This window comes from Cellulosimicrobium cellulans (genome assembly GCF_024124905.1).
In the GTDB taxonomy this organism is placed as follows: Bacteria; Actinomycetota; Actinomycetes; order Actinomycetales; family Cellulomonadaceae; genus Cellulosimicrobium; species Cellulosimicrobium cellulans_G.
In genome coordinates, this window is sequence record NZ_JAMXST010000005.1 from 253,723 (window position 1) to 279,038 (window position 25,316).

At 75.6% G+C, this 25,316-nt stretch carries 27 protein-coding genes and 1 riboswitch; of the genes, 10 read left to right on the top strand and 17 right to left on the bottom strand.

The features are described 5' to 3' along the window. Nucleotides 1-57: 57 nt before the first annotated feature. Nucleotides 58-438 (bottom strand): RNA-binding S4 domain-containing protein, encoded by a 381-nt coding sequence (locus tag NHH00_RS16330; RefSeq protein ID WP_253054170.1) that lies wholly within the window; start codon nucleotides 436-438, stop codon nucleotides 58-60. Nucleotides 439-568: 130 nt separating this feature from the next. Between NHH00_RS16330 and NHH00_RS16335 the strand changes: the two genes are divergently transcribed. Together NHH00_RS16335 and NHH00_RS16340 are read left to right on the top strand one after the other, a co-directional pair. Next, on the top strand, nucleotides 569-838 hold the full coding sequence (locus tag NHH00_RS16335; protein ID WP_253054172.1) for a GlsB/YeaQ/YmgE family stress response membrane protein: 270 nt from the start codon (nucleotides 569-571) through the stop codon (nucleotides 836-838). A 151-nt stretch (nucleotides 839-989) separates the two neighbouring features. Next, the gene (locus tag NHH00_RS16340) at nucleotides 990-2,174 is read left to right on the top strand and encodes a GNAT family N-acetyltransferase (protein WP_253054174.1); all 1,185 of its coding nucleotides are present in this window, start codon (nucleotides 990-992) and stop codon (nucleotides 2,172-2,174) included. A 63-nt stretch (nucleotides 2,175-2,237) separates the two neighbouring features. Here NHH00_RS16340 and NHH00_RS16345 read toward each other — a convergent pair whose 3' ends face one another. Continuing rightward, complete coding sequence (locus tag NHH00_RS16345; RefSeq protein WP_308202335.1) at nucleotides 2,238-3,035, bottom strand: dienelactone hydrolase family protein; 798 nt, start codon at nucleotides 3,033-3,035, stop codon at nucleotides 2,238-2,240. Here NHH00_RS16345 and pgi point away from each other — a divergent pair. Then, nucleotides 3,034-4,761: a glucose-6-phosphate isomerase gene (gene pgi / locus NHH00_RS16350; protein WP_253054178.1), complete on the top strand. Its 1,728-nt coding sequence runs from the start codon at nucleotides 3,034-3,036 to the stop codon at nucleotides 4,759-4,761. The genes NHH00_RS16345 and pgi overlap by 2 nt on opposite strands. A gap of 99 nt (nucleotides 4,762-4,860) precedes the next feature. Here pgi and NHH00_RS16355 read toward each other — a convergent pair whose 3' ends face one another. The 3 genes from NHH00_RS16355 to NHH00_RS16365 form a co-directional block, all read right to left on the bottom strand. Next, complete coding sequence (locus NHH00_RS16355) at nucleotides 4,861-5,316, bottom strand: hypothetical protein (RefSeq protein ID WP_253054180.1); 456 nt, start codon at nucleotides 5,314-5,316, stop codon at nucleotides 4,861-4,863. Nucleotides 5,317-5,425: 109 nt separating this feature from the next. Further along, nucleotides 5,426-6,049, bottom strand: coding sequence for a dihydrofolate reductase family protein (locus NHH00_RS16360; RefSeq protein WP_253054182.1), 624 nt, complete (start codon nucleotides 6,047-6,049; stop codon nucleotides 5,426-5,428). A 190-nt stretch (nucleotides 6,050-6,239) separates the two neighbouring features. After that, a complete protein-coding gene (locus NHH00_RS16365; RefSeq protein ID WP_253054184.1) occupies nucleotides 6,240-6,713 on the bottom strand; it encodes a DUF6069 family protein in 474 nt (157 codons plus the stop codon). A 224-nt stretch (nucleotides 6,714-6,937) separates the two neighbouring features. Here NHH00_RS16365 and NHH00_RS16370 point away from each other — a divergent pair, with 224 nt between their 5' ends. After that, complete coding sequence (locus tag NHH00_RS16370; protein ID WP_253054186.1) at nucleotides 6,938-8,182, top strand: sensor histidine kinase; 1,245 nt, start codon at nucleotides 6,938-6,940, stop codon at nucleotides 8,180-8,182. Further along, nucleotides 8,179-8,889: a response regulator gene (locus tag NHH00_RS16375; RefSeq protein WP_374615145.1), complete on the top strand. Its 711-nt coding sequence runs from the start codon at nucleotides 8,179-8,181 to the stop codon at nucleotides 8,887-8,889. The genes NHH00_RS16370 and NHH00_RS16375 overlap by 4 nt, the downstream gene beginning before the upstream one ends. A 117-nt stretch (nucleotides 8,890-9,006) precedes the next feature. Here NHH00_RS16375 and NHH00_RS16380 read toward each other — a convergent pair whose 3' ends face one another. From NHH00_RS16380 to NHH00_RS16395, 4 genes are all read right to left on the bottom strand, one after another. Further along, entirely contained in the window at nucleotides 9,007-9,330 is a 324-nt protein-coding gene (locus NHH00_RS16380) for a DUF4235 domain-containing protein (protein WP_155100015.1), read from the bottom strand. A gap of 68 nt (nucleotides 9,331-9,398) precedes the next feature. After that, nucleotides 9,399-10,508 carry an ABC transporter ATP-binding protein gene (locus NHH00_RS16385; RefSeq protein ID WP_253054188.1) on the bottom strand — a complete coding sequence of 370 codons (1,110 nt, stop codon included), beginning with the start codon at nucleotides 10,506-10,508 and terminating at the stop codon, nucleotides 9,399-9,401. After that, nucleotides 10,508-12,223 carry an ABC transporter permease gene (locus NHH00_RS16390; RefSeq protein WP_253054190.1) on the bottom strand — a complete coding sequence of 572 codons (1,716 nt, stop codon included), beginning with the start codon at nucleotides 12,221-12,223 and terminating at the stop codon, nucleotides 10,508-10,510. The genes NHH00_RS16385 and NHH00_RS16390 overlap by 1 nt, the downstream gene beginning before the upstream one ends. Before the next feature lie 91 nt (nucleotides 12,224-12,314). Then, nucleotides 12,315-13,415: a thiamine ABC transporter substrate-binding protein gene (locus NHH00_RS16395; protein ID WP_253054192.1), complete on the bottom strand. Its 1,101-nt coding sequence runs from the start codon at nucleotides 13,413-13,415 to the stop codon at nucleotides 12,315-12,317. Between the two features lie 80 nt (nucleotides 13,416-13,495). Next, nucleotides 13,496-13,600, bottom strand: a riboswitch (TPP riboswitch). Nucleotides 13,601-13,777: 177 nt separating this feature from the next. Here NHH00_RS16395 and NHH00_RS16400 point away from each other — a divergent pair. The 3 genes from NHH00_RS16400 (at nucleotide 13,778) to NHH00_RS16410 (ending at nucleotide 17,665) form a co-directional block, all read left to right on the top strand. Beyond that, nucleotides 13,778-14,668, top strand: coding sequence for an ABC transporter ATP-binding protein (locus tag NHH00_RS16400; protein ID WP_253054194.1), 891 nt, complete (start codon nucleotides 13,778-13,780; stop codon nucleotides 14,666-14,668). Further along, nucleotides 14,668-17,202: an ABC transporter permease gene (locus NHH00_RS16405; protein WP_253054196.1), complete on the top strand. Its 2,535-nt coding sequence runs from the start codon at nucleotides 14,668-14,670 to the stop codon at nucleotides 17,200-17,202. Before NHH00_RS16400 ends, NHH00_RS16405 begins: the two co-directional genes overlap by 1 nt. Before the next feature lie 184 nt (nucleotides 17,203-17,386). After that, nucleotides 17,387-17,665: a DUF4235 domain-containing protein gene (locus NHH00_RS16410; RefSeq protein ID WP_253054198.1), complete on the top strand. Its 279-nt coding sequence runs from the start codon at nucleotides 17,387-17,389 to the stop codon at nucleotides 17,663-17,665. A 94-nt stretch (nucleotides 17,666-17,759) separates the two neighbouring features. On the opposite strand, the gene NHH00_RS16415 is transcribed toward NHH00_RS16410, so the two are convergent. Both NHH00_RS16415 and NHH00_RS16420 read right to left on the bottom strand, forming a co-directional pair. Continuing rightward, nucleotides 17,760-18,278: an FAD-dependent oxidoreductase gene (locus NHH00_RS16415; protein ID WP_253054200.1), complete on the bottom strand. Its 519-nt coding sequence runs from the start codon at nucleotides 18,276-18,278 to the stop codon at nucleotides 17,760-17,762. An 80-nt stretch (nucleotides 18,279-18,358) separates the two neighbouring features. After that, nucleotides 18,359-18,934 carry an FAD-dependent oxidoreductase gene (locus tag NHH00_RS16420; RefSeq protein ID WP_253054202.1) on the bottom strand — a complete coding sequence of 192 codons (576 nt, stop codon included), beginning with the start codon at nucleotides 18,932-18,934 and terminating at the stop codon, nucleotides 18,359-18,361. Between the two features lie 78 nt (nucleotides 18,935-19,012). Here NHH00_RS16420 and NHH00_RS16425 point away from each other — a divergent pair, with 78 nt between their 5' ends. Together NHH00_RS16425 and NHH00_RS16430 are read left to right on the top strand one after the other, a co-directional pair. Next, nucleotides 19,013-19,612, top strand: coding sequence for a TetR/AcrR family transcriptional regulator (locus NHH00_RS16425; RefSeq protein ID WP_253054204.1), 600 nt, complete (start codon nucleotides 19,013-19,015; stop codon nucleotides 19,610-19,612). 73 nt (nucleotides 19,613-19,685) lie between these two features. Next, the gene (locus NHH00_RS16430; RefSeq protein ID WP_253054206.1) at nucleotides 19,686-21,137 is read left to right on the top strand and encodes a hypothetical protein; all 1,452 of its coding nucleotides are present in this window, start codon (nucleotides 19,686-19,688) and stop codon (nucleotides 21,135-21,137) included. On the opposite strand, the gene NHH00_RS16435 is transcribed toward NHH00_RS16430, so the two are convergent. The 6 genes from NHH00_RS16435 to NHH00_RS16460 form a co-directional block, all read right to left on the bottom strand. Then, a complete protein-coding gene (locus NHH00_RS16435) occupies nucleotides 21,126-21,551 on the bottom strand; it encodes a GntR family transcriptional regulator (RefSeq protein ID WP_253054208.1) in 426 nt (141 codons plus the stop codon). The genes NHH00_RS16430 and NHH00_RS16435 overlap by 12 nt on opposite strands. After that, nucleotides 21,548-22,507, bottom strand: coding sequence for a hypothetical protein (locus tag NHH00_RS16440; RefSeq protein ID WP_253054210.1), 960 nt, complete (start codon nucleotides 22,505-22,507; stop codon nucleotides 21,548-21,550). Before NHH00_RS16440 ends, NHH00_RS16435 begins: the two co-directional genes overlap by 4 nt. An 83-nt stretch (nucleotides 22,508-22,590) precedes the next feature. After that, complete coding sequence (locus tag NHH00_RS16445) at nucleotides 22,591-23,154, bottom strand: hypothetical protein (protein WP_253054212.1); 564 nt, start codon at nucleotides 23,152-23,154, stop codon at nucleotides 22,591-22,593. Then, nucleotides 23,151-23,822 (bottom strand): DUF4352 domain-containing protein, encoded by a 672-nt coding sequence (locus NHH00_RS16450; protein WP_253054214.1) that lies wholly within the window; start codon nucleotides 23,820-23,822, stop codon nucleotides 23,151-23,153. The genes NHH00_RS16445 and NHH00_RS16450 overlap by 4 nt, the downstream gene beginning before the upstream one ends. Beyond that, on the bottom strand, nucleotides 23,819-24,517 hold the full coding sequence (locus NHH00_RS16455; protein ID WP_253054216.1) for a hypothetical protein: 699 nt from the start codon (nucleotides 24,515-24,517) through the stop codon (nucleotides 23,819-23,821). Before NHH00_RS16455 ends, NHH00_RS16450 begins: the two co-directional genes overlap by 4 nt. 33 nt (nucleotides 24,518-24,550) lie before the next feature. Further along, a complete protein-coding gene (locus NHH00_RS16460; protein WP_253054218.1) occupies nucleotides 24,551-25,255 on the bottom strand; it encodes a DUF1361 domain-containing protein in 705 nt (234 codons plus the stop codon). Nucleotides 25,256-25,316 lie beyond the last annotated feature (61 nt).

The following is a 25,316-nucleotide window of genomic DNA, read 5'->3' on the forward strand; positions in this document are numbered from 1 at the left end:
GCGTCTCCCGGCCGCACGCGTCTGCCGCTCGGTCCTGGGCCGCTCGCCGAAGCGGCGTCAGCCGCGGCCGCGGAGGCGGTCGAGGTCGCGGCGCTCGCGCTTCGTCGGGCGGCCCGCGCCACGCTCGCGGACCGCGACGCGGACGGTCAGCTCCCGGGGCGGAGGGGGCGGGCTCTGGTCGACCACGGCCTGTGCGGCCAGAGGCGCGGAGACGCGCTTCACCAGCACCTTCTCCACGACGAGGATCCGCTCGGCCGGGCCGCCGCGCACGACGACGCGGTCGCCGACCTTGACGCTCGTCGCCGGCTTCGCGCGCTCTCCGTTCACCCGCACGTGCCCGGCCTTGACCGCCGCGGTCGCCTGCGAGCGGCTCTTGAACACCCGGACCGCCCAGAGCCAGCTGTCGACGCGCGCGCTCGTCGCCTCCGTCGTCGCCATCCCCCGAGCCTAGCGACCACGCGCGCGGCTCCCGGCGTGCGAACCGCCCCGCCCCGTGCCACCGTGAAGTCAGGCATACGGGGCAGTTACGCCGTATGACCGTTTCGTCCCCCAGAGAACGGAGACAGGGATGAGCTTCATCGGGTGGATCCTCATCGGCCTCATCATGGGCGCGATCGCACGCGCCATCCTGCCGGGCAAGGCAGCAGGGGGCTGGATCGTCACGCTGATCGTGGGTGTGCTGGGTGCCCTCCTCGGCGGGTGGATCGGCGGCGCGCTGTTCGGCGCGGACGCCAACGACGAGTTCTTCTCGCTCACCACGTGGTTCTGGGCCTTCGTCGGCTCGCTGCTCGTGCTGCTCATCTGGGGCGCGATCGCAGGACGTTCGGCGCGCAAGTAGGCGGCGCGCGACCGCCGCGACCGACGGCGTCCCCGGCCCGGGCTCCCTGGCGGAGCCCGGGCCGTCGTCGTCCCGGCCGTCGTCGCCCGGTCCCGCGGGCCGCCGCCAAAAGCGTGGACACCCCGGACGCGCCGCGGTCACGCTGGACCGCATGAGCAGCGTCGCCCGCACCGCCCCCGAGGTGCCCCTCCCGCCGGGGTACACGCTCGTCGAGGCCCCGCACCCCGCGTCGCTCGACGACGCCGACGCGTGGGCCTACCACGCCGTCGCGGACGTCGGCCGGGAGCACGAGCTGGAGGTCCACGGGTACGACGACCTCGCGCTGCGACCGCGCGACGTGCTCTCCGGGATGGACCACCAGGAGTACGCGGCCAAGCGCCGCTTCGTCGTCGTGCGCTCCGCCGCCGCGCGCGCCCTGATCGCCGACGGCGTCCCGCCCGCGGTGCACGACGTCGTCGCGTACCTGTTCGTGCTCCAGCCCACGACGAGCAACGCGCACCTGAGCGACGCGTTCGCCGTGGTCCGCCCGCAGGAGCGGGGTCGCGGCATCGGGACGCCGCTGCTCGCGCTCGCCGAGCGCCTCGCCGCGGACGCCGGGCGCACGGTGCTCCTCTCGAACACCTCGCACGGGACGGAGCCGCCGCCCGGCCCGGACGCGCTGGCCGCCACCACCGGCGCGGGCCGCGTCCCCGCCGACGCCCCCGGTCCTCGCTTCCTGCGCGCCCACGGGTACGTCCTGGAGCAGGTCGAGCGCCACTCGGTGCTCGACCTCCCGGCCAACCCCGCGGGCCTCGACGCGCACCGCGCCGCCGCGCGGGAGCACGCCGGCCCGGACTACCGCGTGCACACGTGGACCGACGAGGTCCCCGAGGAGTGGCTCGACCAGGTGGCCGTGCTGTTCACCCGCATGAGCACCGACGCGCCGACGGGAGGCGTCGAGTTCGGCGAGGACCCGTGGGACGCGCGGCGCGTGCGCACGTGGGTGGGCGAGCAGGCCGAGAAGCGCAACGGGTTCCTCGTGAGCGCCGCGGAGCACGTGCCGACCGGCACGCTCGCCGCGTTCACCGTCTTCCTGTACCCGCACGACCGGGACGACTTCGCGTTCCAGGAGGACACCCTCGTGCTCCGCGAGCACCGGGGGCGCCGCCTCGGGATGCTCGTCAAGGTGGCCAACCTCGACGCGCTCGCGCGCGAGCGCCCCGCGACCCGGCGCGTCCACACGTGGAACGCGCAGGAGAACGACCACATGCTCGCGATCAACGTCGCCCTCGGGTTCCGACCGGCGGGCGTGTGGGCCGCGTGGCAGCGCAGGACGACGTCGGAGGACGGCGACTGATCGCGCCCCGGGAAGGACGGGCGCGACCCGCGTGACCCCGGAGGCCGCCGCGTCGTCGGCCGCTCAGCGGATGCCGTCGAGGAAGCGGATCACCCGCTCGGTGACGAGCGCGGCGGCCCCCGGCTCGTACGACGGCAGGCTCGGGTCGGTGAACAGGTGCCGGTCGCCGGGGTAGACGAACAGCTCGGCGTCGGGCGTGGAGTCCACGAGCTCGCGCGCGGCGTCGAGGTCCCCCTCGCCCGCGAACGACGGGTCGCCGTCCATGCCGTGCACCTGCACGGGCACGGCCTCGGGCCACGCCTCGCCGAACTCCGAGACCGGCACGCACGCCTCCAGGAGCACCGCGCCCTTCGCGCCCGCGCGCGTCTGCGCGAGCATCTGCGCCGGGAGCACGCCGAGCGAGATCCCGGCGTACACGACCGCGGGGTCGTATCCGTCCGCCACCGCCCGACCGCGCTCCAGGACCGTGCCGAACCCGAGCTCCTGCACGTGCGCCATGCCCTCGTCGAGGGTCGCGAACGTGCGTCCCTCGAACAGGTCCGGCGTGTGCACGACGTTCCCCGCGCCGCGCAGCGTCTCCGCGATCGTCCGTACGCCCTCGGTCAGTCCCTGCACGTGGTGGAACAGCACGACCTCGGCCATGGTCTCCTCCTCCGGTGTCCGTCGGTGGCCCGGCGGCACCGTCGCCGCGCGGTGCGCGCCGCCACGGCGCACGCCCACCATCGTCGCGCGGACCACCCACGTCCGCCCGGGCCCGGGGTCCAGGGACCGACGGCGGCCGTTCGTGAGGCCACCGGACCATGGACCGCGGGACGGTCGGGGTGGGCGAGGGCCGACGTCGGTCAGTAGTTTGGTGGTCATGACCTCGCAGCCCGTGCCGCCGCCGATCGACCCCACCACCACGCCGTCCTGGACCGCGCTCACCGTGCACCGTGACACCGTGGAGCCGGACCTGCGCACCTGGTTCGCGGTGGACCCGGACCGCGCGCGCCGTCTCACGCACCAGGCCGCCGACCTCACGGTCGACCTGTCGAAGAACCTCGTCACCGACGAGACGCTCGAGCTGCTCGTGCGCCTCGCTGAGGAGGTCCACCTCGACGACCGCCTCGAGGCGATGTTCACGGGCGAGCACATCAACGTCACGGAGGACCGCGCCGTCCTGCACACGGCCCTGCGCCGGCCGACCCCGCTGGGCGACGACGAGCACCTCGTCGTCGACGGGCAGGACGTCGACGCGGACGTGCACGGCGAGCTCGCCAAGGTCTACGCGTTCGCGGACAAGGTGCGCTCGGGCGAGTGGACGGGCGTCACGGGCGAGCGCGTGCGCACGGTCGTGAACATCGGGATCGGCGGCTCCGACCTCGGGCCGGTCATGGCGTACGAGGCGCTGCTGCCGTACAAGCACGAGGACATCGAGGTCCGGTTCGTCTCGAACATCGACCCGACGGACGTCGCGGAGAAGACCGCGGGCCTCGACCCGCGCACGACGCTGTTCATCGTCGCCTCCAAGACCTTCGGCACGCTCGAGACCCTGACCAACGCGCGCCTCGCGCGGGACTGGCTGTGGACGGAGCTCGCGGCGGTCGGCGCGATCGAGGACACGGACGAGTCCCGGCAGGCCGCCGTCGCGCAGCACTTCGTCGCGGTCTCGACCGCGCTCGACAAGGTCGCGGCGTTCGGGATCGACCCGGCGAACGCGTTCGGGTTCTGGGACTGGGTCGGCGGGCGCTACTCGGTCGACTCCGCGATCGGCACGTCGCTCGCGATCGCGATCGGGCCGGACCGGTTCGCCGAGCTGCTCGCGGGCTTCCACGCGATCGACGAGCACGTGCGCCGCACGCCGTTCGAGCGCAACGTCCCCGTCCTCATGGGGCTGCTCAACGTCTGGTACGTCAACTTCCTCGACGCGCACACGCACGCCGTGCTCCCGTACGCGCAGTACCTGCACCGCTTCCCGGCCTACCTCCAGCAGCTCACCATGGAGTCGAACGGCAAGCGCGTGCGGTGGGACGGCTCCCCGGTCACGACGGAGACGGGCGAGATCTTCTGGGGCGAGCCGGGCACCAACGGCCAGCACGCGTTCTACCAGCTCATCCACCAGGGCACCCGCCTCATCCCGGCCGACTTCATCGCCGTCGCGAACCCGGCGCACCCGCTCACGGACGAGGTCGGTGACGGCGGCGCGGTCCAGCCCGGCGCGGACGTGCACGGCCTGTTCCTCGCGAACTTCTTCGCCCAGACCAAGGCGCTCGCGTTCGGCAAGACCGCCGACGAGGTCCGCGCCGAGGGGACGGCGGAGGCGCTCGTGTCCGCGCGGACCTTCCCGGGCAACCGCCCGACGACGTCGATCCTCGCGCCGGCCCTCACGCCGTCGGTCCTCGGCCAGCTCATCGCGCTCTACGAGCACATCACGTTCGTGCAGGGCGTCGTGTGGGGCATCGACAGCTTCGACCAGTGGGGCGTCGAGCTCGGCAAGAAGCTCGCGCTCGAGATCGCGCCGGCCGTCGCGGGCGACGAGGACGCCCTCGCCGCCCAGGACCCGTCGACGGCGGCCCTCATCGACCGCTACCTCGACCTGCGCAACTGACCCACCCTCCCGCGCCGAGCACGACCTTGGTGTCGTCATCCGTCGGATGACGACACCGAGGTCGTGCTCGCGGGCGCGCAGGGTCGTGGTCGGGCGGGCTCAGGCCTCCTGGCAGGTCCCCGGCGCCGCGGCCGACGTCGCGTCCGGGCAGAGCAGGTGCGCCCACTCCCGCGGCCCGTACGCGTCCCGGGTCGCGTCGACGAAGATCTCGACGCCGTCGATCCGCGGCCCCACCCGGTAGTAGCTCACGATCGGGTCGCCCTCCGTCGTCGGCATGGTGACCACGAGCTCCGCACCCGTCGCGGCGGCGGCGTCGAGGCAGCGGAACAGGTCGTCCGGGACGCTCTCCCCCTGGTCGAGCCGGACGTCGCCGCACAGGTCGAGCGGCTCCCGGTCGACGAACGCCGCCGGGGCGACCGCGTCGCCGTCCCCCCGGGCTCCCGACGGCGTGGGTACGTCGGCCGGCGGCTGCGAGCCCGTCGTCGCGCACGCGCCCACGACGAGGATGCCTGCCAGCACCTGGACCAGGATCGCGACGCGCGTCGTCCGGCTCATACCCGGGACGTGTGGTGACACCCCGCGACCTTGCACCTCGTCCCCGTTCCCGGTGATCGACGGCGGTCGTCACGACGGAGGCGACGCGCGTCGAGCCCGGGGCCGGGGATCAGCCCGCGTCCCCGGACGGCACCTTGTCCGCGACGTCGTCGTACGTGACCTCGGCCGGAGGCTCGGCGGGCGCGTAGACGAGTCGCACGACGCCCGTCGGGAAGGTCTCGGAGCGCAGGAGCGTGAGCGGGTAGTAGGGCTCGCCCTCGTCGAAGAGCCGTTCGCCCGAGCGGGCCGCGACGGGGTGGACGAGGAGCCGCAGCTCGTCGAGCAGCCCGGCGGCGAGGAGCTGGCGCACCACCGAGATCGACCCCGCGACGAGCACCTTGCCCAGTCCGGGCTCCTCCTTGAGCGCACGGACGGCGTCGACGAGGTCGCCGTCGATCCGCTCGACGTGCCGCCACCCGAGGTCCTGGTCGCCGCGCGTCGCGACGATCTTGCGCATGTCCCCGAGCCGCGCGGCGAACGACGCGTCTTCGCCCCCGGCGGTCTCCCGCTCGGGCCACGCGCCGGCGAAGCTGTCGTAGGTGACCCGCCCGAGGAGCAGCGCGTCGACGTCCTGGTAGTCCTCGTCGACGGCGGCGGCCATGTTGTCGTCGAAGTACGGGAAGTGCCACGCCGGGTCGATCTCGGCGACGCCGTCGAGCGAGAGGAACAGGGTGGAGACGAGCGTCGCGCTCATGGGAGTGGCCTTCCGGTCGGGTGGTCGAGACGACGGGGCAGACCCTCGCGCCCGCGCGAACTCATCGTCCCGCCGAGCACGACCTCACGCGCGGTCGAGCACGATGTTCCTGTCGTCATCCGACGGAAATCGACAGCAACATCGTGCTCGGCTGAACCGCGGGGGGCTGGGGCCGGTGGCGGAGGGGAGGTCAGCGGCGCAGGGCCAGCGTGAGGGTCAGGCCGACCGCGAGGTGCTCGACGGCGAGGAGCGCCACCGCGGCAGGCGTCACCGCGCCGAGCGGGCCGAGCAGCGAGACGAGCAGCACGACGGCGCACGTCACGAGCCACGCGCGCTCGCCCCGCCGCGGGCGACGGGACGCCAGCCGGCCGAGCAGGGCGCGCACGCCCCACGCGGCGTACCCGACGACGAGCGCCGTGACGACCGCGGCGACGACGCCGACGGTCTGGGTGCCGGTCGCGGTACGCACCTCCGGGTCGACGCCGAGCGCCGTCCCGACGAGCAGGACGACGGCGGCGACCGCCGCGGCGACGAGCGGGACGGACCAGCGGGGGACGCGGCGTCGGACCTCCCCGGGGACCTGCCGCCCGACGGTCGCGGTGGACGAGCCGGGATGGCGGGGGACGTCCGAGGTGCGGTACGTGGTGGTCGGCGTCGTGGACATGGCACTCCTCCTTCGTCACGCGACGGTGCCGCGTGCTCTCACGGCCGAGGCCGCCGCCGGCGGGGTGCCGACGTCGTCCACCCTCGCGGCGGCGGGGCTCCCGCCGCACCGACCGGACGTCGGTGCGCGACCCGACCGGCGTCCACCCCTGCCCCTCCTGCCGGACCCCGACCCCCGACCTTGGTCGGTGGTCGACCGTGACGGCGCCCCCTAGCGTCCGGAGCATGACCACTCGCACCGACTGCCCTCCGTACCCCGGGCGCCCCGTCCTCGCGACGGCCGCCGCACGCCGCGACGGGAACCGCCCGCTCGTCCCGTGGTGGACGTTCGCCCTCGCGTGGCTCGCCGTCGCGGCGCTCACGGTGCTCGCGACGGCCGGGATCGTCGGCCAGGACGACCCGGGCGCGCAGCCCGCGATCGACGTCGCCGTCGCGGCGCTGGCCCTCGCCGTCCTCCCGCTCCTGTGGTCGCGGTCCCCGCGCAACGCGCCGGTGCTCGGCGCCCTGATGCTCGCGTCGCTCGCGGCGTACTCCGGTGCGGCGACCCCCGCCTCGACGGTCGCGACCCTGCAGGTCGCGCGCTGGTACCCGGCGCGCACGGCGGTCCCGGTCGCGGTCGCGGGCTTCCTCGGCCACGCCGTGCAGGCGCTGTGGCGCCCGGAGGCGCTGCCGCTCGGCTGGTGGCTCCTGTGCGACCTCGCGGTGCACGCCGCCCTGCTCGGCTGGGGGCTGTACTGGCAGGCGCGGGCCCAGCTCATGTGGTCCCTGCGCGACCGCGCGCGGCGCGCCGAGGCCGAGCAGGAGCACCGCGTCGCGGAGGCGCGGGTCGCGGAGCGCACGCGGATCGCCCGCGAGATGCACGACACCCTCGCCCACCGCCTCTCGCTCCTCGCCGCGACGGCGGGGGCGCTCGAGTACCGCCCCGACGCCGACCCGGCGCAGCTCGCCCGCGCCGCGGGCCTGGTCCGGGCCGGGGTGAGCTCCGCGCTCGGCGACCTGCGCGACGTCGTACGGGTGCTCCGCGCCGACCCCGACGAGGTCGACGGAGGCGCCCCCGCGCCGCAGCCCACGCTCGACGACGTCGACCGCCTCGTCGCCGAGGCGCGCGCGGCGGGCGGCGACGTCGCCTACGAACGGTCGGGCTCGGCGGACGTGCCGCGGACCGTCGAGGTCGCGGCCTACCGCGTCGCGCAGGAGGGGCTGACGAACGCCCGCCGGCACGCGCCGGGCAGCCCGGTCGTGCTGCGGGTCACGGCCCGGGCGGGCGAGGTACGCGTCACGGTGTCCGACGGCGGTCCGCGCCTCGTCGCGGTCGGTGGCGTCGGTGGAGCGCGGGACGCGGCGGGAGAGGGCACCGGCACCGGGCTCGTCGGGCTGCGCGAGCGGGTCGACCTGCTCGGCGGGACGCTCGACGCCGGAGCGCGGGACGACGGGTTCGTCCTCGATGTCCGGCTACCGTGGGACGCGTGAGCGATCAGGGTGGACGCGGAGGCGGCGCGCGCGCGGACGGGCGGGCACCGGGCGACGCGCCACGCACCCGGCTGGTGATCGTCGACGACGACGCGCTCGTCCGCGCCGGGCTGCGGCTCATGCTCGACGGCGCGCACGGGATCGAGGTCGTCGGCGAGGCCGCCGACGGGGCCGAGGTCACGTCGGTGCTCGACGCCCACCCGACCGACGTCGTGCTCATGGACCTGCGGATGCCGCGGGTCGACGGGATCGAGGCCACGCGGCGGGTGCGTTCGAGGGCCGGCGCGCCCGCCGTCGTCGTGCTCACGACGTTCGACAGCGACGAGGAGGTGGTCGGCGCCCTGCACGCCGGGGCGTCCGGCTACCTGCTCAAGGACATGCCGCCGGAGCGGATCGTGGCGGCGGTGCGCGCGGCGGCCGCGGGCGAGCCGGTCCTGTCGCCGGAGATCGCGCGGCGGCTCATGACGTCGGTCGCCGACGCGGGCGGCGAGCGCGATCGTGCCCGCGCGGCGCTCGACGCGCTCACCGGACGCGAGCGCGACGTCGCGGTCGAGCTGGGCCGCGGCGCGGCGAACGCCGAGATCGCGGCGACCCTGTTCCTCAGCGTCCCGACGGTGAAGGCGCACGTGTCGAACGTGCTGCTCAAGCTCGGCCTGGAGAACCGGACGCAGGTCGCGCTGCTCGTCCACGCCGCCGACCTGACCTGACGACAGACCTCCCCGCCTCCGTGTCCGACCACGTCCTGGCCCGCCGTCGAGCACGACATGGAGGTCGTTCTGGCTCCGACAACGACCCTCATGTCGTGTTCGGCCAGAGGGGTGAGGTCAGTCGCCGGGCCACTCCCCCGTCCAGCGCTCGAACGCCCGGGCGCCACCGCGGTCGATGAGTGCCTTGACCGCCGCGAAGATGGCGCCCTGGATCAGCGCCGCGACGAGGATCTCGCGCAGCCGGTACTCGGACTCGAGCGGCTTGGGCGCGTCCGTCCGGTGGCCCGGGGTCACGCGCTTGTAGACCTGCTTGAACACCTGCCCCGCGACGAGCCCGCCCACGATCGAGCTGGCGAGCCCCACGGGGCGGTAGAGGATCTTCGCGGCCTTGCCGCCGGTCTTCTCCGGGGGATGCGTCCCCGCCGTCACGTCGTCGCTCATCCCTCGACGCTAGGTCGGCTGCGGCTCTCTCGCCCGTCGCACGACCGCGAGCGCCGTCCGCGTGGGGGTCAGCCCGGGACGACGGCGCAGCCCGCCGGGTCGGGCGCGACGCGCACGCGGGCACCGGGTTCGTGCCCTGCGTCGGCACCGCCACCCGCGAGCGCCACGAGGCGGGCCGGTGCGCCGTGGTCGGCGCCGGGGAGGACGACGTCGACCGTGACCTCGACCGCTCCTCGCCGGAACACGCTGCCGACGACCGTCGCGGCCCACGTGTCGTCGGACGGCGCCGGGACCTCCGCGGGCACGAGCCGCAGCCCGCGCGGCCCGATCGCGAGCACGCTCCCGTCGCCGCGGGGGACGAACGCCTGGTAGCCGAGGAACTCCGCGACGCGGCGCGAGGCGGGGGCTCGCCACAGGTCCTCGGGCGGCGCGACCTGGAGGAGCCGGCCCGCGTCCATGACGGCGACGCGGTCGGCGACGGTGAACGCCTCGTCGTGGTCGTGGGTGACGAAGACGGCGGTCGTGCCGGTCGCCCGCAGCGCCTCGCGCAGGTCGAGCGCGAGGCGCTCGCGCAGCCCCCGGTCGAGCGCGGAGAGCGGCTCGTCGAGCAGGAGCAGGCGGGGGCGCGGCGCGAGCGACCGCGCGAGCGCGACCCGCTGGCGCTCGCCCCCGCTGAGGGTCGCGACGGCGCGCCGCTCGTACCCGGCCAGCCCGACGACGTCGAGCAGCTCGGTCACGCGCGCGTCGCGCGCGGCGCGCGGCAGACCCGCGATCCCGTAGGCGACGTTGCCCGCGACGTCGCGGTGCGGGAAGAGCTGGCCCTCCTGGAACATGAGCCCGAACCCGCGCCGGTGCACGGGGACTCCCGTGAGGTCGCGGCCGTCCCACGCCACGGAGCCCGCGGCGACCGGCTCGAGCCCCGCGACGGCGCGCAGCAGGCTCGACTTGCCGCACCCGCTCGGCCCGAGCAGGGCGAGCACCTCGCCGGGCGCGACGTCGAGCGTGACGCCCGCGACCGCCGTCGTGCCGGGGTCCGTGCCCGCTCCCCCGGCGCCGCGCCCGCCGTACCGCACGACGACGTCGCGCACCGCGAGCCCGGCGGCCTCCCCGGTGCCGGGGCCGGCGCGCGACGGCTCCGGCGTGCCCGCGCGCGCGGGGGCGGGGTCGGTCTGCACCATCAGAACTCTCCTCCGGGTCGGTCGCCGCGCAACCGCTCGGCGAGCAGCATGACGGTCGCGGTGAGCAGCGCGAGCACGACGCTCGCCGCGAGCGCCATGCCGTAGTTCTCGGCCCCCGGGCGCCCGATGAGCCGGAAGATCACGACGGGCAGCGTGGCGCTGTCCGGGCGGGCGAGGAACGACGTCGCGCCGAACTCCCCGAGCGAGACGGCGAACGCGAACCCGACGGCGAGGCCGAGCGACCGCGCGGCGATCGGCCCGTCGACCGTGCGGAACACGCGGCCGGGGGCGGCGCCGAGCGTCGCGGCGGCCTCGCGCAGGCGCGGGTCGATCGCGCGCAGCGTCGGCAGGACCGTGCGCACGACGAGCGGGGTCGCGACGACCGCCTGCGCGATCGGCACGAGGAGTCCCGACGTGCGCAGGTCGACGTCGAGACCGAGCGGCCGGTCGAGCGTGAGGAGGAAGCCGAAGCCGACGGTCACGGCGGACACCCCGAGCGGGAGCATGAACACCGAGTCGAGCACCGAGATCGCGCGACGGCCCCCGCGCGAGCGCGGGCGCCGGGACACGACGAGCGCCACGAGGCCGCCGATCACGACGGCGAGCACGGTCGCGAGCGCCGCCGTCCGCAGCGAGTTGCCCGCCGCCTCCCACACCGTGACGGACAGCGCGTTGCGCCCGCCCGTCGTGCCGAGGTTCGCGTAGTTGTCGAGGCCCCAGCCGCCGCCCGGGACGCGGAACGAGCGCACGACGAGCGTGCCGAGCGGCAGGCCGACGAGCACGACGACCACGGCCGCGGTGAGCGCCGCGGGGGCGAGGTCGCCGGTCGGGCGGCCGTCGCGCCACAGCCGCAGCGGGTGCGCGGACGACGCGGAGGACGAGAGGTTCAGGGCCCGCTCGCGCCGCGCGCGCGTGCGGTTCGCGACGGTGAGCGCGGCCGCGACGACGACGAGCTGCACGACCGACAGCACCGCCGCGGTGCGCAGGTCGAGGAACTGGGTGGTCTGGATCCAGATCTCCGTCTCGATCGTCCCGTAGCGGATGCCGCCGAGCACGAGCACGACGCCGAACGCCGTCGCGCAGAAGAGGAAGACGATCGACGCGGCGCTCGCGATCGCGGGAGTCAGCGCCGGGAGGGTCACGGTGCGGAACGCGCGCCACGGCGTCGCGCCGAGCGCCCGGGCGGCCTGCTCGGCGCGCGGGTCGAGGTGCTCCCACAGCCCGCCGACCGTGCGCACGACGACCGAGTAGTTGAAGAACACGAGCGCGACGACGATCGCCGCGAACGTCTCGTCGAGCCGCAGGAACCCGAGCGGGCCGCCCTGCACGAGCAGCGACCGGAACGCGACGCCGACGACGACGGTCGGGAGCACGAACGGCACCGTGACGAGCGCGCGCACGACCCGCCGCCCGGGGAACCGGCACCGGTACAGCACGTACGCGCCGGGCACGCCGAGCAGCACCGAGAACGTCGTGCCGAGCACCGCCTGCCAGAGCGTGAGGCCGAGGATCCGCCACGTCCGCGGCTGCGAGAACACCTCCGCGAACCCCGAGAGGTCGAGGCCGCCGTCGTCCCCGACGAACCCGCGCGCCACGAGCGTGACGACCGGCCACGCGAAGAACACCCCGAGGAACGCGAGCGGCACCGCCGCCGCCAGACCCCACAGCACCGCGCGTCCGACGCCGCCCCGCCAGACCGCCCGACCCCTCACCACGGCTCTACCTCGCGCGACCACGGCTCTACCTCGGCAGACCGGGGCTCTACCTCGCGAGGTAGAGGCGTGGTCACGCAGCGCGCACCGGGCGTCAGTCGACGACCGTGGCCGTCCATGCCTTGATCCACTCGTCGCGGTGCGCCGAGACGTCGGCGGGCGCGACCTCGAAGGGCTCGTCGGCGAGCGGGGCGAACTCGGCCCAGCCGTCGGGGAGCGCGACGGAGTCGTCGGCGGGGTACATGTACATCTGCTCCGGGACGTCGGCCTGGAACGCCTCGCTCACGAGGAAGTCGACGAGCTGCTGCGCGCCCTCGGGGTTCTTCGCGTTCGCGAGCACGCCCGTGTACTCGACCTGGCGGAAGCACGTGTCGAGCAGCGCGCCGGTCGTGGACGCGGAGCCGTCCTCGGTGAGCGTGAACGCGGGCGACGTCGAGTACGACAGCACGAGCGGGCGCGGCCCGGCGCCCTCGGAGCCGGAGAAGTCGACGTAATACGCGTCGGACCACCCGTCGACGACCTTGACGCCGTTGTCCCGGAGGTCGGCCCAGTAGTCCTCGTAGCCGTCCTCGCCGAACGCGCCGATCGTCGCGAGGAGGAACGCGAGACCGGGCGACGACGTCGCCGGGTTGGTCACGACGAGGAGGTCCTCGTACTCCGGCTTCGCGAGGTCCTCGAGCGAGACGGGCTCCGGGATCCCGGCGTCGGCGAACCACGCGTGGTCGACGTTGACGCACACGTCGCCGAGGTCGACCGCCGTGAGCTCGTCGCCGTCGCCGACGGCGTACGAGGCCGCCGAGTCGGACAGGCCCTCCGGCGTGTAGGGCGCGAGGACGCCCTCGTCGATCGCCCGCGAGGCGAACGTGTTGTCGATCCCGAACACGACGTCGCCCAGCGGCGAGTCCTTGGTGAGGATCAGCTGGTTGACGAGCGCGCCGCCGTCGCCGGGGGCGACCTGCTCGACGGTGAGCCCGCTCTCCTCCTCGAACGCGGCGAGCACCTCGTCGCTCACGGCGAAGGAGTCGTGGGTGACCAGGGTGACCGTGCCCCCGGTGCCCGACGACGTGTCGTCGCCCCCGGAGCCTGAGGTCGCGTCCTCGCCGCCACTGCACGCGGCGAGGGCGAGGAGGGCGAGGGTCGTGCCCGCGCCCGTGACGAGGGCGCTCCGGCGGGTACGGGCGGTCGTGCGCTGCATGTGTCCTCCCAGGACGTTCAGGAGGGGTTCACCGGCTCGCGCGACCGTGCCCCGCGAGCGCGGGCGACCGCACGAGCAGGTGATCGAGATTCCCGACTTCCTCCACCGGTGCTAACCGGATCAGGTTCGAGGGTCTGCGGTGGTCCGCACTCTCAGCTCCTCCAGGAGCTCCCCTGTCGTTCCCGTCGAGCCTACACCGGGCCGCGCCTGGGGAATCCCCCTGAGAGAACCCTGAGCGCGGCCCCGCGGCGACCAGGGAGGGGTTCCGGGCCGGTCCCCGATGCCCCGGGGCGCACCGCCGCGGGAGGGTCGAGACGACCGGACCGGGACACCCGGCCGACGACGCAGGAGGGGAAGGACCGATGAGCAGCAGACCTGGGACGACGGGTGCGACGACGACCGTCGCGACGTCCACCGAGAACGCCGAGAACGCCGAGAGCGCTGCGGGAGACGCCGGGACGACGCCGGAGCGGCCCGTGATCGCCACCGCGCGGGGGCTCGTGAAGACCTACGGGCGCGGCGAGGCGACGGTCCGCGCCCTGGACGGCGTCGACGTCGACCTCGAACGGGGACGCCTGACCGCGATCATGGGCCCGTCCGGGTCGGGCAAGTCGACCCTCATGCACTGCCTCGCCGGGCTGGACTCCCCCACGGCGGGGACCGTCGTCGTGGACGGCGAGACGGTCTCGGCGATGAGCGAGCGGCGCCTGACGCGGCTGCGGCGCACACGCATCGGGTTCGTCTTCCAGTCGTTCAACCTCGTGCCGACGCTCACGGCGGAGGAGAACATCGTGCTCCCGCTCGCCGTCGCGCGCCGGCCCGTGGACCGGGAGTGGTTCGACCGCGTGGTCGACGCCGTCGGCCTGCGCCCGCGGCTCGGGCACCGCCCGGCGGAGCTCTCGGGCGGGCAGCAGCAGCGCGTCGCGTGCGCGCGGGCGCTCGTGTCCCGGCCGGCGGTCGTGTTCGCGGACGAGCCGACCGGCAACCTCGACTCGCGCGCCGCCGCGGAGGTGCTCGGCTTCCTGCGCGCCTCGGTGGACGACCTCGGCCAGTCCGTCGCCATGGTCACGCACGACCCGACGGCGGCGTCGTACGCGCACCGCGTGCTGTTCCTCGCGGACGGGCGCCTCGTGACCGAGCTGCGCGACCCGACGCCGCAGGCCGTCCTCGACACGCTCGGTTCCCTCACGCCGGGGGCGTCGGCGGGCGCACACGCCGCACCGGTCACCCACGAACCGGCGGCCGTCCGATGATGGGCCGGATCGCGCTGCGCGGCGTGCGGGCGCACGGCGCGCAGCTCGTGCTGTCCGTGCTCGCGGTGACGATCGGCGTCGCGTTCGTCACGGGCACGTTCGCGCTGCGCGCGATGCTCGCGTCGACGTTCGACGGCATCGTCGCGTCGTCGATCCAGGCCGACGCGTACGTGCGCGGCGCCGCCACCGCCGGGTCCGCGCTCGAGTCGTCGTCCGCGCAGCTCGGTGGCGCACGGAGCCTCGTCCCGGCCGACCTGGCCGGCACGCTCGACGAGCGCGACGACGTCGACCTCGCGCTCGCGGAGGTGAGCGGCCCCGCCGTCCTGGTGGGCGCCGACGGCACCGCGGTGCTGAGCACCCAGGCGCCGAGCATGGCGGTCGGGTACGACCCGCGCGACCGCGGGCCGCGCGTGGTCGACGGCCGGGCGCCGGAGAACGGCGGCGAGGTCGCGCTCGAGTCCGCGACGCTCGAGGCGTCGGGGCTCGCCGTGGGCGACACGACCGACGTCGTGCTCGGGGACGCGGTGCGCCCGGTGCGCGTGGTCGGCGAGCTCTCGCTGTCCGCGCCCATGGCGGGCGCGACGATCGTCCTGCTCGACGCGGCGACCGCGGCCGCGACGTACGCGCCGGACGGCATGGTGCCGTCGATCGCCCTGCACGCCGCCGACGGCGTCTCGCCCGAGGCGCTGCGCGACGCCGTCGCGACGTCGCTGCCCGACGGCGCCGAGGCCGTGACGGGCGCGGAGCTGCGCGACGAGACGAGCAGCGCCGTCGCCGACCAGCTCGGCTTCGTCTCGACGTTCCTGCTCGTGTTCGCCGGGCTCGCGCTGTTCGTCGGCACGTTCATCATCACCAACACGTTCGCGATGCACGTGCGCCGCCGCACGCGCGAGCTCGCGCTCCTGCGCGCCGTCGGGGTGTCGCCCGGGCAGGTGTTCGCCTCGGTGCTGGGGCAGGCCGCGGTCGTCGGGGTCGTCGGCGCGGTGCTGGGCGTCGCGGCCGGGTTCGGGCTCGCCGAGCTCGCGCGGGCCGGGCTCGGCGCGGTGGGCATGGAGCTCGCCGGCTCGCTGCCCGTGACGACGGCCGGGATCGTGGTCCCGCTCGTCGTCGGTGTCGTGGTCTCGGTCGTGGCGGCAGCCCTGCCCGCGCGCCACGCGGCGCTCGTCCGGCCCGTCGAGGCGATGCGGGCCGACGTCGTGCGGCCAGCCGGCCCGGGCGTCGCCCGGGTGGTTGCGGGGACGCTGACCCTGCTCGCCGGCACCGGTCTCGTGGTGGGCGCAGCGGTGGTCGGGAGCGGCGGCGCGCCGCTCCTCGGGCTCGGCGCCGTCGGGGTGATCGCGGGCGTGCTGCTGCTCTCCCCGCTCGCGGTCGGTCCCGTGCTCGGAGTCCTCGCCGCGCCGTTCGTCGCGCTGGTCCGGCCGCTCGGCGGGCTCGCGCGCGGCAACGTGACGCGCCAGCCGCGGCGCACGGCCGCGACCGCAGGGGCGCTCGTCGTGGGGATGGCGCTCGTGTCGACGACGTCCGTCCTCGCGCTCTCGGCACGCGAGTCCGTGACCGGCATCGTCGACGAGGAGACGGCCGCCGACCTCGTCGTCCGGTCCGCGACCCCGTACCTGCCCGAGGGCGTCGCGACCGACGTGCGCGCCGTGCCCGGCGTCGCGTCCGTCGACCTCACGACGTACGGGCAGGTCGTCGTCGACGGCGAGCCGCAGCTCGTCGTCGGGTTCCCCGCCGAGGGCTTCGGCCGCTCGGTCCGCACGACGGCCGTCGAGGGCGACCTCGACGCGTACGCGCACGGCGAGGCGGCCGTCATGGCGGACGCGCTCGACGAGCACGGCTGGGCGCTCGGCGACGTCGTGACGATCGCCGACCCCACCCGGCCCGACCTCCCGGCGCACGACGTCCGCATCGGCGCCGTGATCGACTCCCACGCGTTCTCGGTCGACATGCTCCTGCCGCCGGACGTCGCCTCGGCCGTCGGCGCGACGACCCCCGAGATGCTGTTCCTCGACGTCGAGCCGGGCGCCGACCTCGCGGCCGTGCGGGGCGCGGTGACCGAGGCCGTCGCGCCCTACGTCGTCGCGAGCGTGCTCGACGCCGACGAGTTCGCCGGGGAGGTCGCGTCCCAGGTCGAGTCGATCCTCGCGATCGTCTACGCGCTGCTCGGCCTGTCCGTGCTCGTCGCGGTGCTCGGGATCGTCAACACGCTCGCCCTGTCCGTCGTCGAGCGGACGCGCGAGATCGGGCTCCTGCGCGCCGTCGGGCTGGGGCGCGCCCAGCTCGCCACGACGATCGTCGTCGAGTCCGTGCTGGTCGCGGTCTTCGGGACGGCGGTCGGGCTGGTCGTGGGGACCGGCCTGGCCGCCGCGCTCCCGTCCGTCCTCGCGGACGAGGGCTTCACGACCCTCGCCGTGCCGTGGGCCCAGCTCGGGGCGATGCTCGCGCTCGCCGCCGTCGTCGGGGTCGTCGCGGCGGTCTGGCCCGCGACGCGCGCGGCCCGGCTGCCCGTGCTCGACGCGGTGAGCCAGGAGTGACGCGAGGGCGGTGACGAGAGGCGAGAAGTGGCCCTCCACGGTGGCGTCCAGAGGGCCACTTCTCGCGTCTCGCGACGTCGGGCCGTGGCCACGTGCGCGCGCCGCGCGACGCGGGCGCCGACCGTTCGCACTACGGTGGGAGCACGCCCGCGCCGACCGGCGCCCCGACTCACGGAGGACCCTCGTGGCCGACACGACCGAGACCGAGCAGACCCTGGCCGTGAAGGTCGGCACCGTCGCCCTCACGTTCGCCGCGGGCTGGGTGGCGCAGAAGCTCGTCACGTTCGTCTGGGCGAAGGTCACGGGTCACGACGCCCCCAAGGACCTCGACGACGAGGAGGTCGGCATCGTCTCCGCCGTCACCTTCGCGGCCGTCGCCGCCGGCGTCGGCGTCCTCGCGCGCCGGTTCGCCGGCAAGGAGGCCAAGCGCGTCGTCGCCCGCCTCGCGTCGCGCGCGTCGTAGCCGCCGCTCGAGCCCGGGGTCGTTCCTCACGATCGTCGCGACGTGGGGAGGGACCCCGGGTTCGGCGTACCCGACGGCGAGAGTCGGCGCTGGGTCAGCACACCGGGGGTGCCGGATCGGGCGGGGTCCAGCCCATCGCGGCGCGCGCCCCGCGCGTGACCGCGGAGGCCGGGGTCAGGCGCATGAGCCCGTTCCGGACGGTCTGCCGCCAGCCACCGCCGAGGTGCGAGCCGAAGCGACCCGTCGCGACCGATGCCCGGGCGAGCGCCCGGCACCGGGGCCGGCGCGCGGCGTCGTACCCCGCGAGCGCCAAGGCGAGCCGACCGCCCGCCGCGACGGGCGACCCGACCAGGAGGCCGACGCACAGCCCGTCCTCCAGCGCCGTCGCCGCACCCTGCCCCATCGTCGGGAGCGTGCCGTGCGCGGCGTCGCCGACCAGGACGACGCGGCCCGTCGCGTAGCGCGGGAGGCCGCCGGGCAGGTGGTGCACGTCGTGGCGCAGGACGGCGTCCGGCGACGTCGCGGCGAGGACCTCCTGCACCGGCGGCGCCCACCCGGCGAACCGCTCACGGGCCGCGCCCAGCTCGTCGTCCAGCCGCGTCCGCTCGGGCATCGCGACGTAGCCGTACCAGTAGGTCTCGTCGGCGGCGGTGCGCAGCAGGCCGAACTCCGCGTGCGCGCCCCAGTACTGGGTCAGGGCCTCCGCGCCCCAGGCACCGGGGTGATCGCGCGCCAGCTCGAGTAGCCGCTGTACACCGGCACGCTCGCCGGGAACAGGGTCGCGCGGACGGCGCTGCGCATCCCGTCCGCGCCGACGACGAGGTCCGCCTCCCGACCCGCGACGACGGCGGGCGACCCGGCGGGGTCGCCGGGATCCAGCGCGGTCACCGGCGTCGCCGTGACGATCTCGACGCCCAGGTCGGTCGCCCGGCGGTGCAGCGCCTCGTGGAGCCGACGCCGGTGGACGCCGACCAGCCCGACGGACGCGCGCACCTCGGGGGTGCCGGGCAGCGTGAGGATCGGGCGCCCGTGGAGGTCCCACGTCCCGCCCGCCCAGGTCGCGTACCCGAGCCGGGCGACGGCGTCGTCGTCGAACCCGAGGCCGCGGAACGCCGCGACCGCGTTGCGCGACATGGCGAAACCCGCGCCGACCTCGCCCAGCGCGGGCGAGCGCTCGAGGACGGTGACGCCCCACCCCGTGCCCGCGAGAGAGATCGCGGACGCGAGACCGGCGATCCCGGCTCCGACGACGATCGCGGTAGGGGTCATGGGTGCCTCCAGGTCGACGAGCCCGAGCGCGCATACCACTACGGGCGTTGTAGTACCGATGTTGCCATACTGGCAGTCATGCCGAGGACCAACCCCGGGCGGCGGGCCGCTCTCGCGGACGCCGCCGTCGCCCTCCTCGCCACGGACGGCGTGCACGGCCTCACCCACCGCACGGTCGAGCGCGCCGCAGGGCTCCCGGCAGGGACCGCGGCCAACTACGTCCGCAGCAGGGAGGAGCTCCTCGTCGCCGCGGCCGAGCGCGTCGTCGACCTGCACCTCGCCGCCATGCGGCGGATCGACCGGACGCTCGACGTCTCCGGCTCCCCGGAGCCGCTGACCGAGCTCCTCGCCGCATCCCTCGAGGACGCCGTCACGACGTCGCGCGAGCGGTACCTCGCGATCTTCGAGCTCCAGCTCGAGGCGCGCCGCCGCCCGGCGCTCGCCACGGCGCTGGCGCGGCTCGGCTCCGTCGCGACCGCGTTCACCGCCGACGAGCACGCCACGCTGGGGCTCGACGTCCCGCCCGACGCGATCCCCCTGCTCGTCACCCTCTACGGCGGCGCGCTGTTCTCCCTGGTCAACGCCCCGGGAGACGTCGACCGCGAGACGACCCGCCGCCTCGCCCGCGCGATCGTGCGGGGAGCCCTCGGAGCCGACCCGTCCGCCCCGCCGACGTGATCGCCACCGCCCGCGGGCGAGGCGCTCGCGGGCCGGCAGCGCCCGGCACTCCCGCCCCGGTACCCTGGCGCGCGTGACGGCCCCACCGGCAACCCCTGCGAGCGCCACGCCGGTCCCCCAGGACCCGGTCCTGCGATCCGGCGTGCGCGTCCTCGCCGACGCCGGCCGCCTGCTGTCCCGGCACTGGCCCGCGCTCGTCGCGGTCGCGCTCCTCGCCGAGGTCGTGCACGAGCTCGCGCTGCGGGCGGCGCTCGCGGTCGCCCCGTCGTCCGGCGTGCTCGGCCTGCTCGTGCTGTGCTTCTCGCCGCTCGCGACGGTCGTCGGGATCGTCGTCATGCTGCACGTCCTGCGCCGCGAGCCGCGGACGGAGCGCGACCGCCTCGAGGTCCGGGCGCTCCTCGGCTCGATCGCGTCGGTCCTCGTCCCGTACCTCGTCATCTACGAGTTCTACGGCGGCCTCTCGTCCGACTGGCAGTCGTACATCGACTCCGCGGCGCTCGACCACGCGTTCGCGGCCGGGTCGGGGATCGAGACGGCGAGCCCGATCCCCGAGGGCTTCGGGCTCACGGTCGTGCTCGTCGTCGGGGGCGCGCTGCTCGCCCGGACGCTGCTCGAACGTCTCGCCAAGCGCGTCGACCGCGGCATCTCCGCCGCGGGCGGCGACACGCGGCGCAGCGCACGCTCTGCCGCGGTCCGCATCGCGGCGGGCTACTGCGAGGTCGTGTGGATCGTCGTCGGCGCGTTCACCGTGACCGCCGTCGTCGGCCGCGTGCGCGAGTGGTGGACGTCGCGCGTCGTCGTCGTCGAGACCACGACGTGGTGGGACGGCGTGGTGGCGCGCGTCGACGTGCTCAAGCCGCTCGTCGACGCCCTGGGCCCGACGACGTCGCTCCTCCTCGCGGGCGTCGTCACCGGCCTCGTCGTGCCGCTCGCCTGGCTCACCCTCGGCACGATCGTCTACGGCGTCGAGGCGATCGACGTCGTCGACCCCGCGCACGCGACGCAGGGCGGCGGCGAGCCGGCGGGCCGCGCGACGCGCGTCGTCGACCGGTTCAACCGGACGCTCGGCGAGAGCGGCGCGCGCAGAGCGTGGGAGCTCATGCTCGACCCCGGCCGGCGGTTCGGCGGCCTCGTGGGCGCGGTCGGCATGCTGTGGCGCAGCCGGTGGAGCGCCGTGCTGCTCTTCTGCGTCGCGTTCGCCCTGCTCACGCTCGGCGAGCAGGTCGTCTACACGGCCGCGCAGGCCGTCGTCGGCCAGCCGGGCATCGTCGCCTGGCGCGCGCTCGTCGGCCCGCTCGAGATCGTCGCGACGGTCGTCGTGCAGGTGCTCACGACCGTGCTGCTCGCGGCCGCCGCGGACGCGCTGCTCGCGAGCCTCGGCCTGCCGTCGGCGCTGCGCACGCGGCGCGTGGCCCGGTCCCGGACAGCGGTCGGCACAGGGGCGGGCACAGAGGTCGGGGCCGAGGCCGGCGCCGAGGTCAGCACCGTGGCCGGCACGACGGCGGACGGCACGTCAGCCGGCTGAGACCGTCGCGGACAGGTCGTCACCGGACCGGTCGTCGTCGGGCCGCCCCTCGACGAGCAGCGCCGCCGCGACGACGTCACGGATCTCGGTGTCCGTCAGCGCGTGGTCGCGTGCCAGGCGGACGAAGCGCGCCGCCGCGTCCGTCACCGCCGCACGCGACAGCGTCGCGGCCGGAGCCGTCACGAGGGTCCCGACCCGTCGCCGCGTCGTGACGAGCCCGGCGGCCTCCAGGTCGCGGTAGGTCCGCGCGACCGTGCCCGGCGCGATCCCCAGGTCGTTCGCGAGCGCCCGCACCGTGGGCAGGCGCTGCCCGTCGGCGAGGTCGCCCGCCGTGACGAGGGCCGCGAGCTGGGCGCGGAGCTGCTCGTAGTGCGGCGTCGGGGAGTCCAGGTCGATGCGGACGGCGAGGCTCACGCGACCGCCCCCGCCGGCTCGCGCGCGGGCGCCGCCGTCGGCGCAGGGTCGCGGGCCGGCCAGAGCAGGACCACGACCGCCACCACCATGACCGCCAGCGCCACGAGGAGCAGGGCGTTCCCGGCCTGGAGGTGTCCCGGGCTGAGCCCGGGCCCCCTCCGCACGCCGTCGCCGTTCCCCAGCCCCAGCCAGCGCAACGAGAGCCCGGCCAGCGCGACGAGCCCGCCGAGCGTCAGGCCCAGGACGAGCTGGGTCGCACGCTCGACGCGGCGGGCGACCCGGCGGCGCAGCCACATGTCCCACCGCTCGTCCACGTCCTCGACCGCCGGTCGCGACGCGACGAGGCGCAGCACTACCTCCGAGGCCACGACGGCGACGACCGTCCCGACCAGGAGCGGTACCGTCCACAGCCACCCGGGGAAGGGTGCGACGGTGTACGCCTCGTACCGGCCGACGACGCGGGAGATCGAGCGCGGGCCGTCGGACAGGAGGCCGAACGCCACGCTCGCGACGACGAGGCCCCCGGCCCAGGTCCACGTCAGGCGACGGGTGAGCGTCGGGACGACGTCGGCCGTCGAGCGCGCGACGAGCCGCGCCTCGCGCTGGCGGTGCGTCGGGCGCGGCCACGTGAGCTCGCCCACCGCGTGGACGGCCAGGGCGCCGACGAGCGCGACGAGCGGCAGCACCGCCGTCGTCCGCGCGCCGAGCGGGACGAGCCCGAGGTACCAGTACAGCGACGGCAGCAGGACCCCCGCGGCGACGAGCAGACCCGAGCCGGCGCTCGTCACCGCGGAGTGCCGCACCGCGCGCCGCCCTGCCGAGCTCGGCACGACGGCACGTCGGCCGTCCCACCACAGGAGCCCGGCGACGACGGCCGCGGCGAGCAGCGCGCCGTCGACCGCGAGGGCGACCGGGAACGGCAACGGGTTCCCCAGCATCCACGACACCCAGCTCATGTCCACCTCCGTCAGAGATTATTGATCATGAACTATGATCATTTAGCAGAGGCTTGTCAACCGTCTCGTCGGGGTGCGGACCGTCAGGCCGCGTCAGGGACGGGCAGCGACCAGTAGGCGGGGAGCAGCTCCGGCTCGACGAGACGCACCTCGGTTGGCACGGCGTCGTCGGGCGTGAGGAAGTACTGCGTGCTGCGGCTCGAGACGGCGCCCGTGCAGACGGGGGCCTCGGGGAACGGCATGCCCGGGAGCGCCGACGCGCCCGCCGTGAACTCGCGCCCGGCGGCGTCGAGCAGCACGACCTCGCACGACGAGTACGTCTCCTCCTCGCTCGCCGGGGCGTCGGGCGCGTCCGACCGCAGCGACACGTCGGCGGCCCAGAGCGTGTAGCCGTCGGGCGCCTCGATGCGGTCCCCGTACCCGTCGTCGAGCCAGTCGACCTCCTCGAGCCCGGCGAGTCGCGCCCGGACGTCGCCGACCTGCGCCCAGCCCTCGGCGTCGGCCGTGTGGGCGCGGTGCGGCGCCGACGCCCACCACCCCTGCACCGCGTCGGAGCGCCACGTGAGGGTGCCGAGCGCCGCGAGCGCCCCCGCCAGCACGACGAGCCACCACCGGTTCGCGCGCCACCACCCCACGCTCCCGCTCATCCGTCCCACCCCCCGGGGACGAGCGCGGGCCGCACCACGTCGACGACGGCGTCGGCCGCGGGCCGCTCCAGGCGACCGAGGTCGATCTCGGCGACCGCCTGCGGGCGGTCGATGTCCGCGTCGTCGTGCTCCGTGAGGACCCGCAGCACGACGTCCCCGTCGAGCGCACGCCCGGGCACCTCGACGACCACGGTCCCGGCCTCGGGGACGTCCGGGTCCACGAACGTGCTCATCATCGTGTTGCTCGCGCGGTGCGACGCCGCGTGGTCGCGCCCCGCGGCGTCGCGCAGCTCGAGCGCCTCGATGCCGGCCTCCTTCGTGGTGCCGGACACCGCGAGATCGACGGCGACCCACGCGCCGTCGGTCGTCAGCGTGTCGAACCCGTCCTCGAGCACCGTGCCCGTGCGCACGTCGTCGACGCGCACGCGCAGCGGGCCCGCGGTGACGACCTCGCCGACGCCGCCGCGCGTCGTCGTCGCCGTGAGCGTGGGCCACCACGTGTCGACGCGCGCCACCGCGGCCCCGACGCCCACGGCGAGGAGGAGCAGGACGACGGTCACGACGACGTCCGCACGCCGCGGGCGCACGGGCGCGGCGGGCTCACCGGCGGTCGCGGGATCGCCCGCGGTCGCCGGGGTGGTCGCCGTGTCCACGGTGGGCTCGGTCACCACGCCTCCTCGTCCTCGGGCGGGTCCACGATCTCCGGCGGGACGTCGCCGGGCGGGACGTCCACGAGCACCACGGCGCCCGTCTCGGCCCACCGGCGCCCGCCGCCGACCGTCATGTCGCGGTAGCGGAAGCTCGGGACGGTGACGGTGAGCGGCTCGTCGGGGGCGGCGGACGTCGCGCCGCCCTCGGGGACCGTCACAGGCCACAGCAGGGCGACGTCCTCGGCCAGGCCCGGCTGCAGCTCGGGGTAGACCGAGGCGTCGCGCACGAGCAGCGTCGGGTCCGGGCGGTCCGGTTCCGCGTCGCCCGCGAGCGCCAGCCCGCCCGGCAGCGCGTCGGGGAGCGTCACCGCGGTGCGGTCCAGACGTCGGGGCTCGCGGTCGGTGTCCAGCGCACCCACCACCACGACCAGCCACGCGTCGGCGCCGGAGTCCTCGAGCGCGGAGACCTGCACGGCGTCCGTCACGGACCACGACCGCACCGTCAGGTCGAACGGTCCCGTCGGGACGGGCTCCCCCGCGGCGGCGTGGGCGGGCCCCGCCTCGGCGGCGACGTGCCGCGCGAACCCGCCGGCCGCCGCCGTCCCCGCCACGAGGCCGAGCACGACCGCCAACGCGACACGGCGGGGCCACGTCCCGACGACCGCGCGGAGCAGCGGGATGCTGCGGGCGGCCCTCGGCGCGGTCGACGTCACGGCGCGCATCCTACGGGGCGGGCGGCGTGCCCGTCAGGCCCCGCGGACGAGGAGCGTCGTGACGGGTCCCATGACGATCGCGTACATGAACGCGAAGAACAGCGTGTGCAGCAGGACGAACAGGAGCGCGGCGCGCACGGCGCCCCGGGCCCGGAAGTGCGTGCCGAGCTTGCGCACGAACTCGACGGGGTGGGCCAGGTCCCAGCTGTTGAAGCGCACGTACCGGCCCAGGTAGATGCCCACGGACACGAGCGCGAGCACGACGAGCACGGCGATCCACGAGGACGCGTGCCGGAACGGGTCGTCGTCGTTCGGGTACAGCACGAGGGCGAGCAGCGCCTGCGCGAGGAAGACGTTGACGACCGTGTTCATGACGCCCGACATCGCGAGCGTGAGCACGGCGACGATGTCGTACCAGAGCGGGACGTCCTCGCCCTCCTGCCGGTGGCTGTAGTTGAGCTCCGTGACGAGGTACCCCGCGTTGGGCAGCAGCAGGAGCCACACGAGGAACCCCGCTCCCGCGACCGTGAGGACCACCCACGGCGGGGCGCCGCCCGCGATGAGCACGGCGTCGAGGACGACGACGAGCCCGAGGACGATGACGGGCGCGATCGACAGCCCGATGTTGAGCAGCATCGGCCGGTACAGGCGCGTGCGGTAGAGCGGGGCGCGCAGCACCACGAGGGCGAGCGCGTACACGTTGAGCAGGGCCACGCCCCCGAAGAGCCAGTCGAGCACGCCCCCACGGTACGGGTGGTTCGCCGCGCGGGGCGCGACGAGCGTCGTTAGCGTGGAGTCG

Bases quoted from the DNA above. Each gene is read 5' to 3' on its own strand.
- NHH00_RS16330 (WP_253054170.1), bottom strand. From the start codon at position 438: ATGGCGACGACGGAGGCGACGAGCGCGCGCGTCGACAGCTGGCTCTGG.
- NHH00_RS16335 (WP_253054172.1), top strand. From the start codon at position 569: ATGAGCTTCATCGGGTGGATCCTCATCGGCCTCATCATGGGCGCGATC.
- NHH00_RS16340 (WP_253054174.1), top strand. From the start codon at position 990: ATGAGCAGCGTCGCCCGCACCGCCCCCGAGGTGCCCCTCCCGCCGGGG.
- pgi (WP_253054178.1), top strand. From the start codon at position 3,034: ATGACCTCGCAGCCCGTGCCGCCGCCGATCGACCCCACCACCACGCCG.
- NHH00_RS16345 (WP_308202335.1), bottom strand. From the start codon at position 3,035: ATGACCACCAAACTACTGACCGACGTCGGCCCTCGCCCACCCCGACCG.
- NHH00_RS16355 (WP_253054180.1), bottom strand. From the start codon at position 5,316: ATGAGCCGGACGACGCGCGTCGCGATCCTGGTCCAGGTGCTGGCAGGC.
- NHH00_RS16360 (WP_253054182.1), bottom strand. From the start codon at position 6,049: ATGAGCGCGACGCTCGTCTCCACCCTGTTCCTCTCGCTCGACGGCGTC.
- NHH00_RS16365 (WP_253054184.1), bottom strand. From the start codon at position 6,713: ATGTCCACGACGCCGACCACCACGTACCGCACCTCGGACGTCCCCCGC.
- NHH00_RS16370 (WP_253054186.1), top strand. From the start codon at position 6,938: ATGACCACTCGCACCGACTGCCCTCCGTACCCCGGGCGCCCCGTCCTC.
- NHH00_RS16380 (WP_155100015.1), bottom strand. From the start codon at position 9,330: ATGAGCGACGACGTGACGGCGGGGACGCATCCCCCGGAGAAGACCGGC.
- NHH00_RS16385 (WP_253054188.1), bottom strand. From the start codon at position 10,508: ATGGTGCAGACCGACCCCGCCCCCGCGCGCGCGGGCACGCCGGAGCCG.
- NHH00_RS16395 (WP_253054192.1), bottom strand. From the start codon at position 13,415: ATGCAGCGCACGACCGCCCGTACCCGCCGGAGCGCCCTCGTCACGGGC.
- NHH00_RS16400 (WP_253054194.1), top strand. From the start codon at position 13,778: ATGAGCAGCAGACCTGGGACGACGGGTGCGACGACGACCGTCGCGACG.
- NHH00_RS16405 (WP_253054196.1), top strand. From the start codon at position 14,668: ATGGGCCGGATCGCGCTGCGCGGCGTGCGGGCGCACGGCGCGCAGCTC.
- NHH00_RS16415 (WP_253054200.1), bottom strand. From the start codon at position 18,278: ATGCCCGAGCGGACGCGGCTGGACGACGAGCTGGGCGCGGCCCGTGAG.
- NHH00_RS16420 (WP_253054202.1), bottom strand. From the start codon at position 18,934: ATGACCCCTACCGCGATCGTCGTCGGAGCCGGGATCGCCGGTCTCGCG.
- NHH00_RS16425 (WP_253054204.1), top strand. From the start codon at position 19,013: ATGCCGAGGACCAACCCCGGGCGGCGGGCCGCTCTCGCGGACGCCGCC.
- NHH00_RS16440 (WP_253054210.1), bottom strand. From the start codon at position 22,507: ATGAGCTGGGTGTCGTGGATGCTGGGGAACCCGTTGCCGTTCCCGGTC.
- NHH00_RS16445 (WP_253054212.1), bottom strand. From the start codon at position 23,154: ATGAGCGGGAGCGTGGGGTGGTGGCGCGCGAACCGGTGGTGGCTCGTC.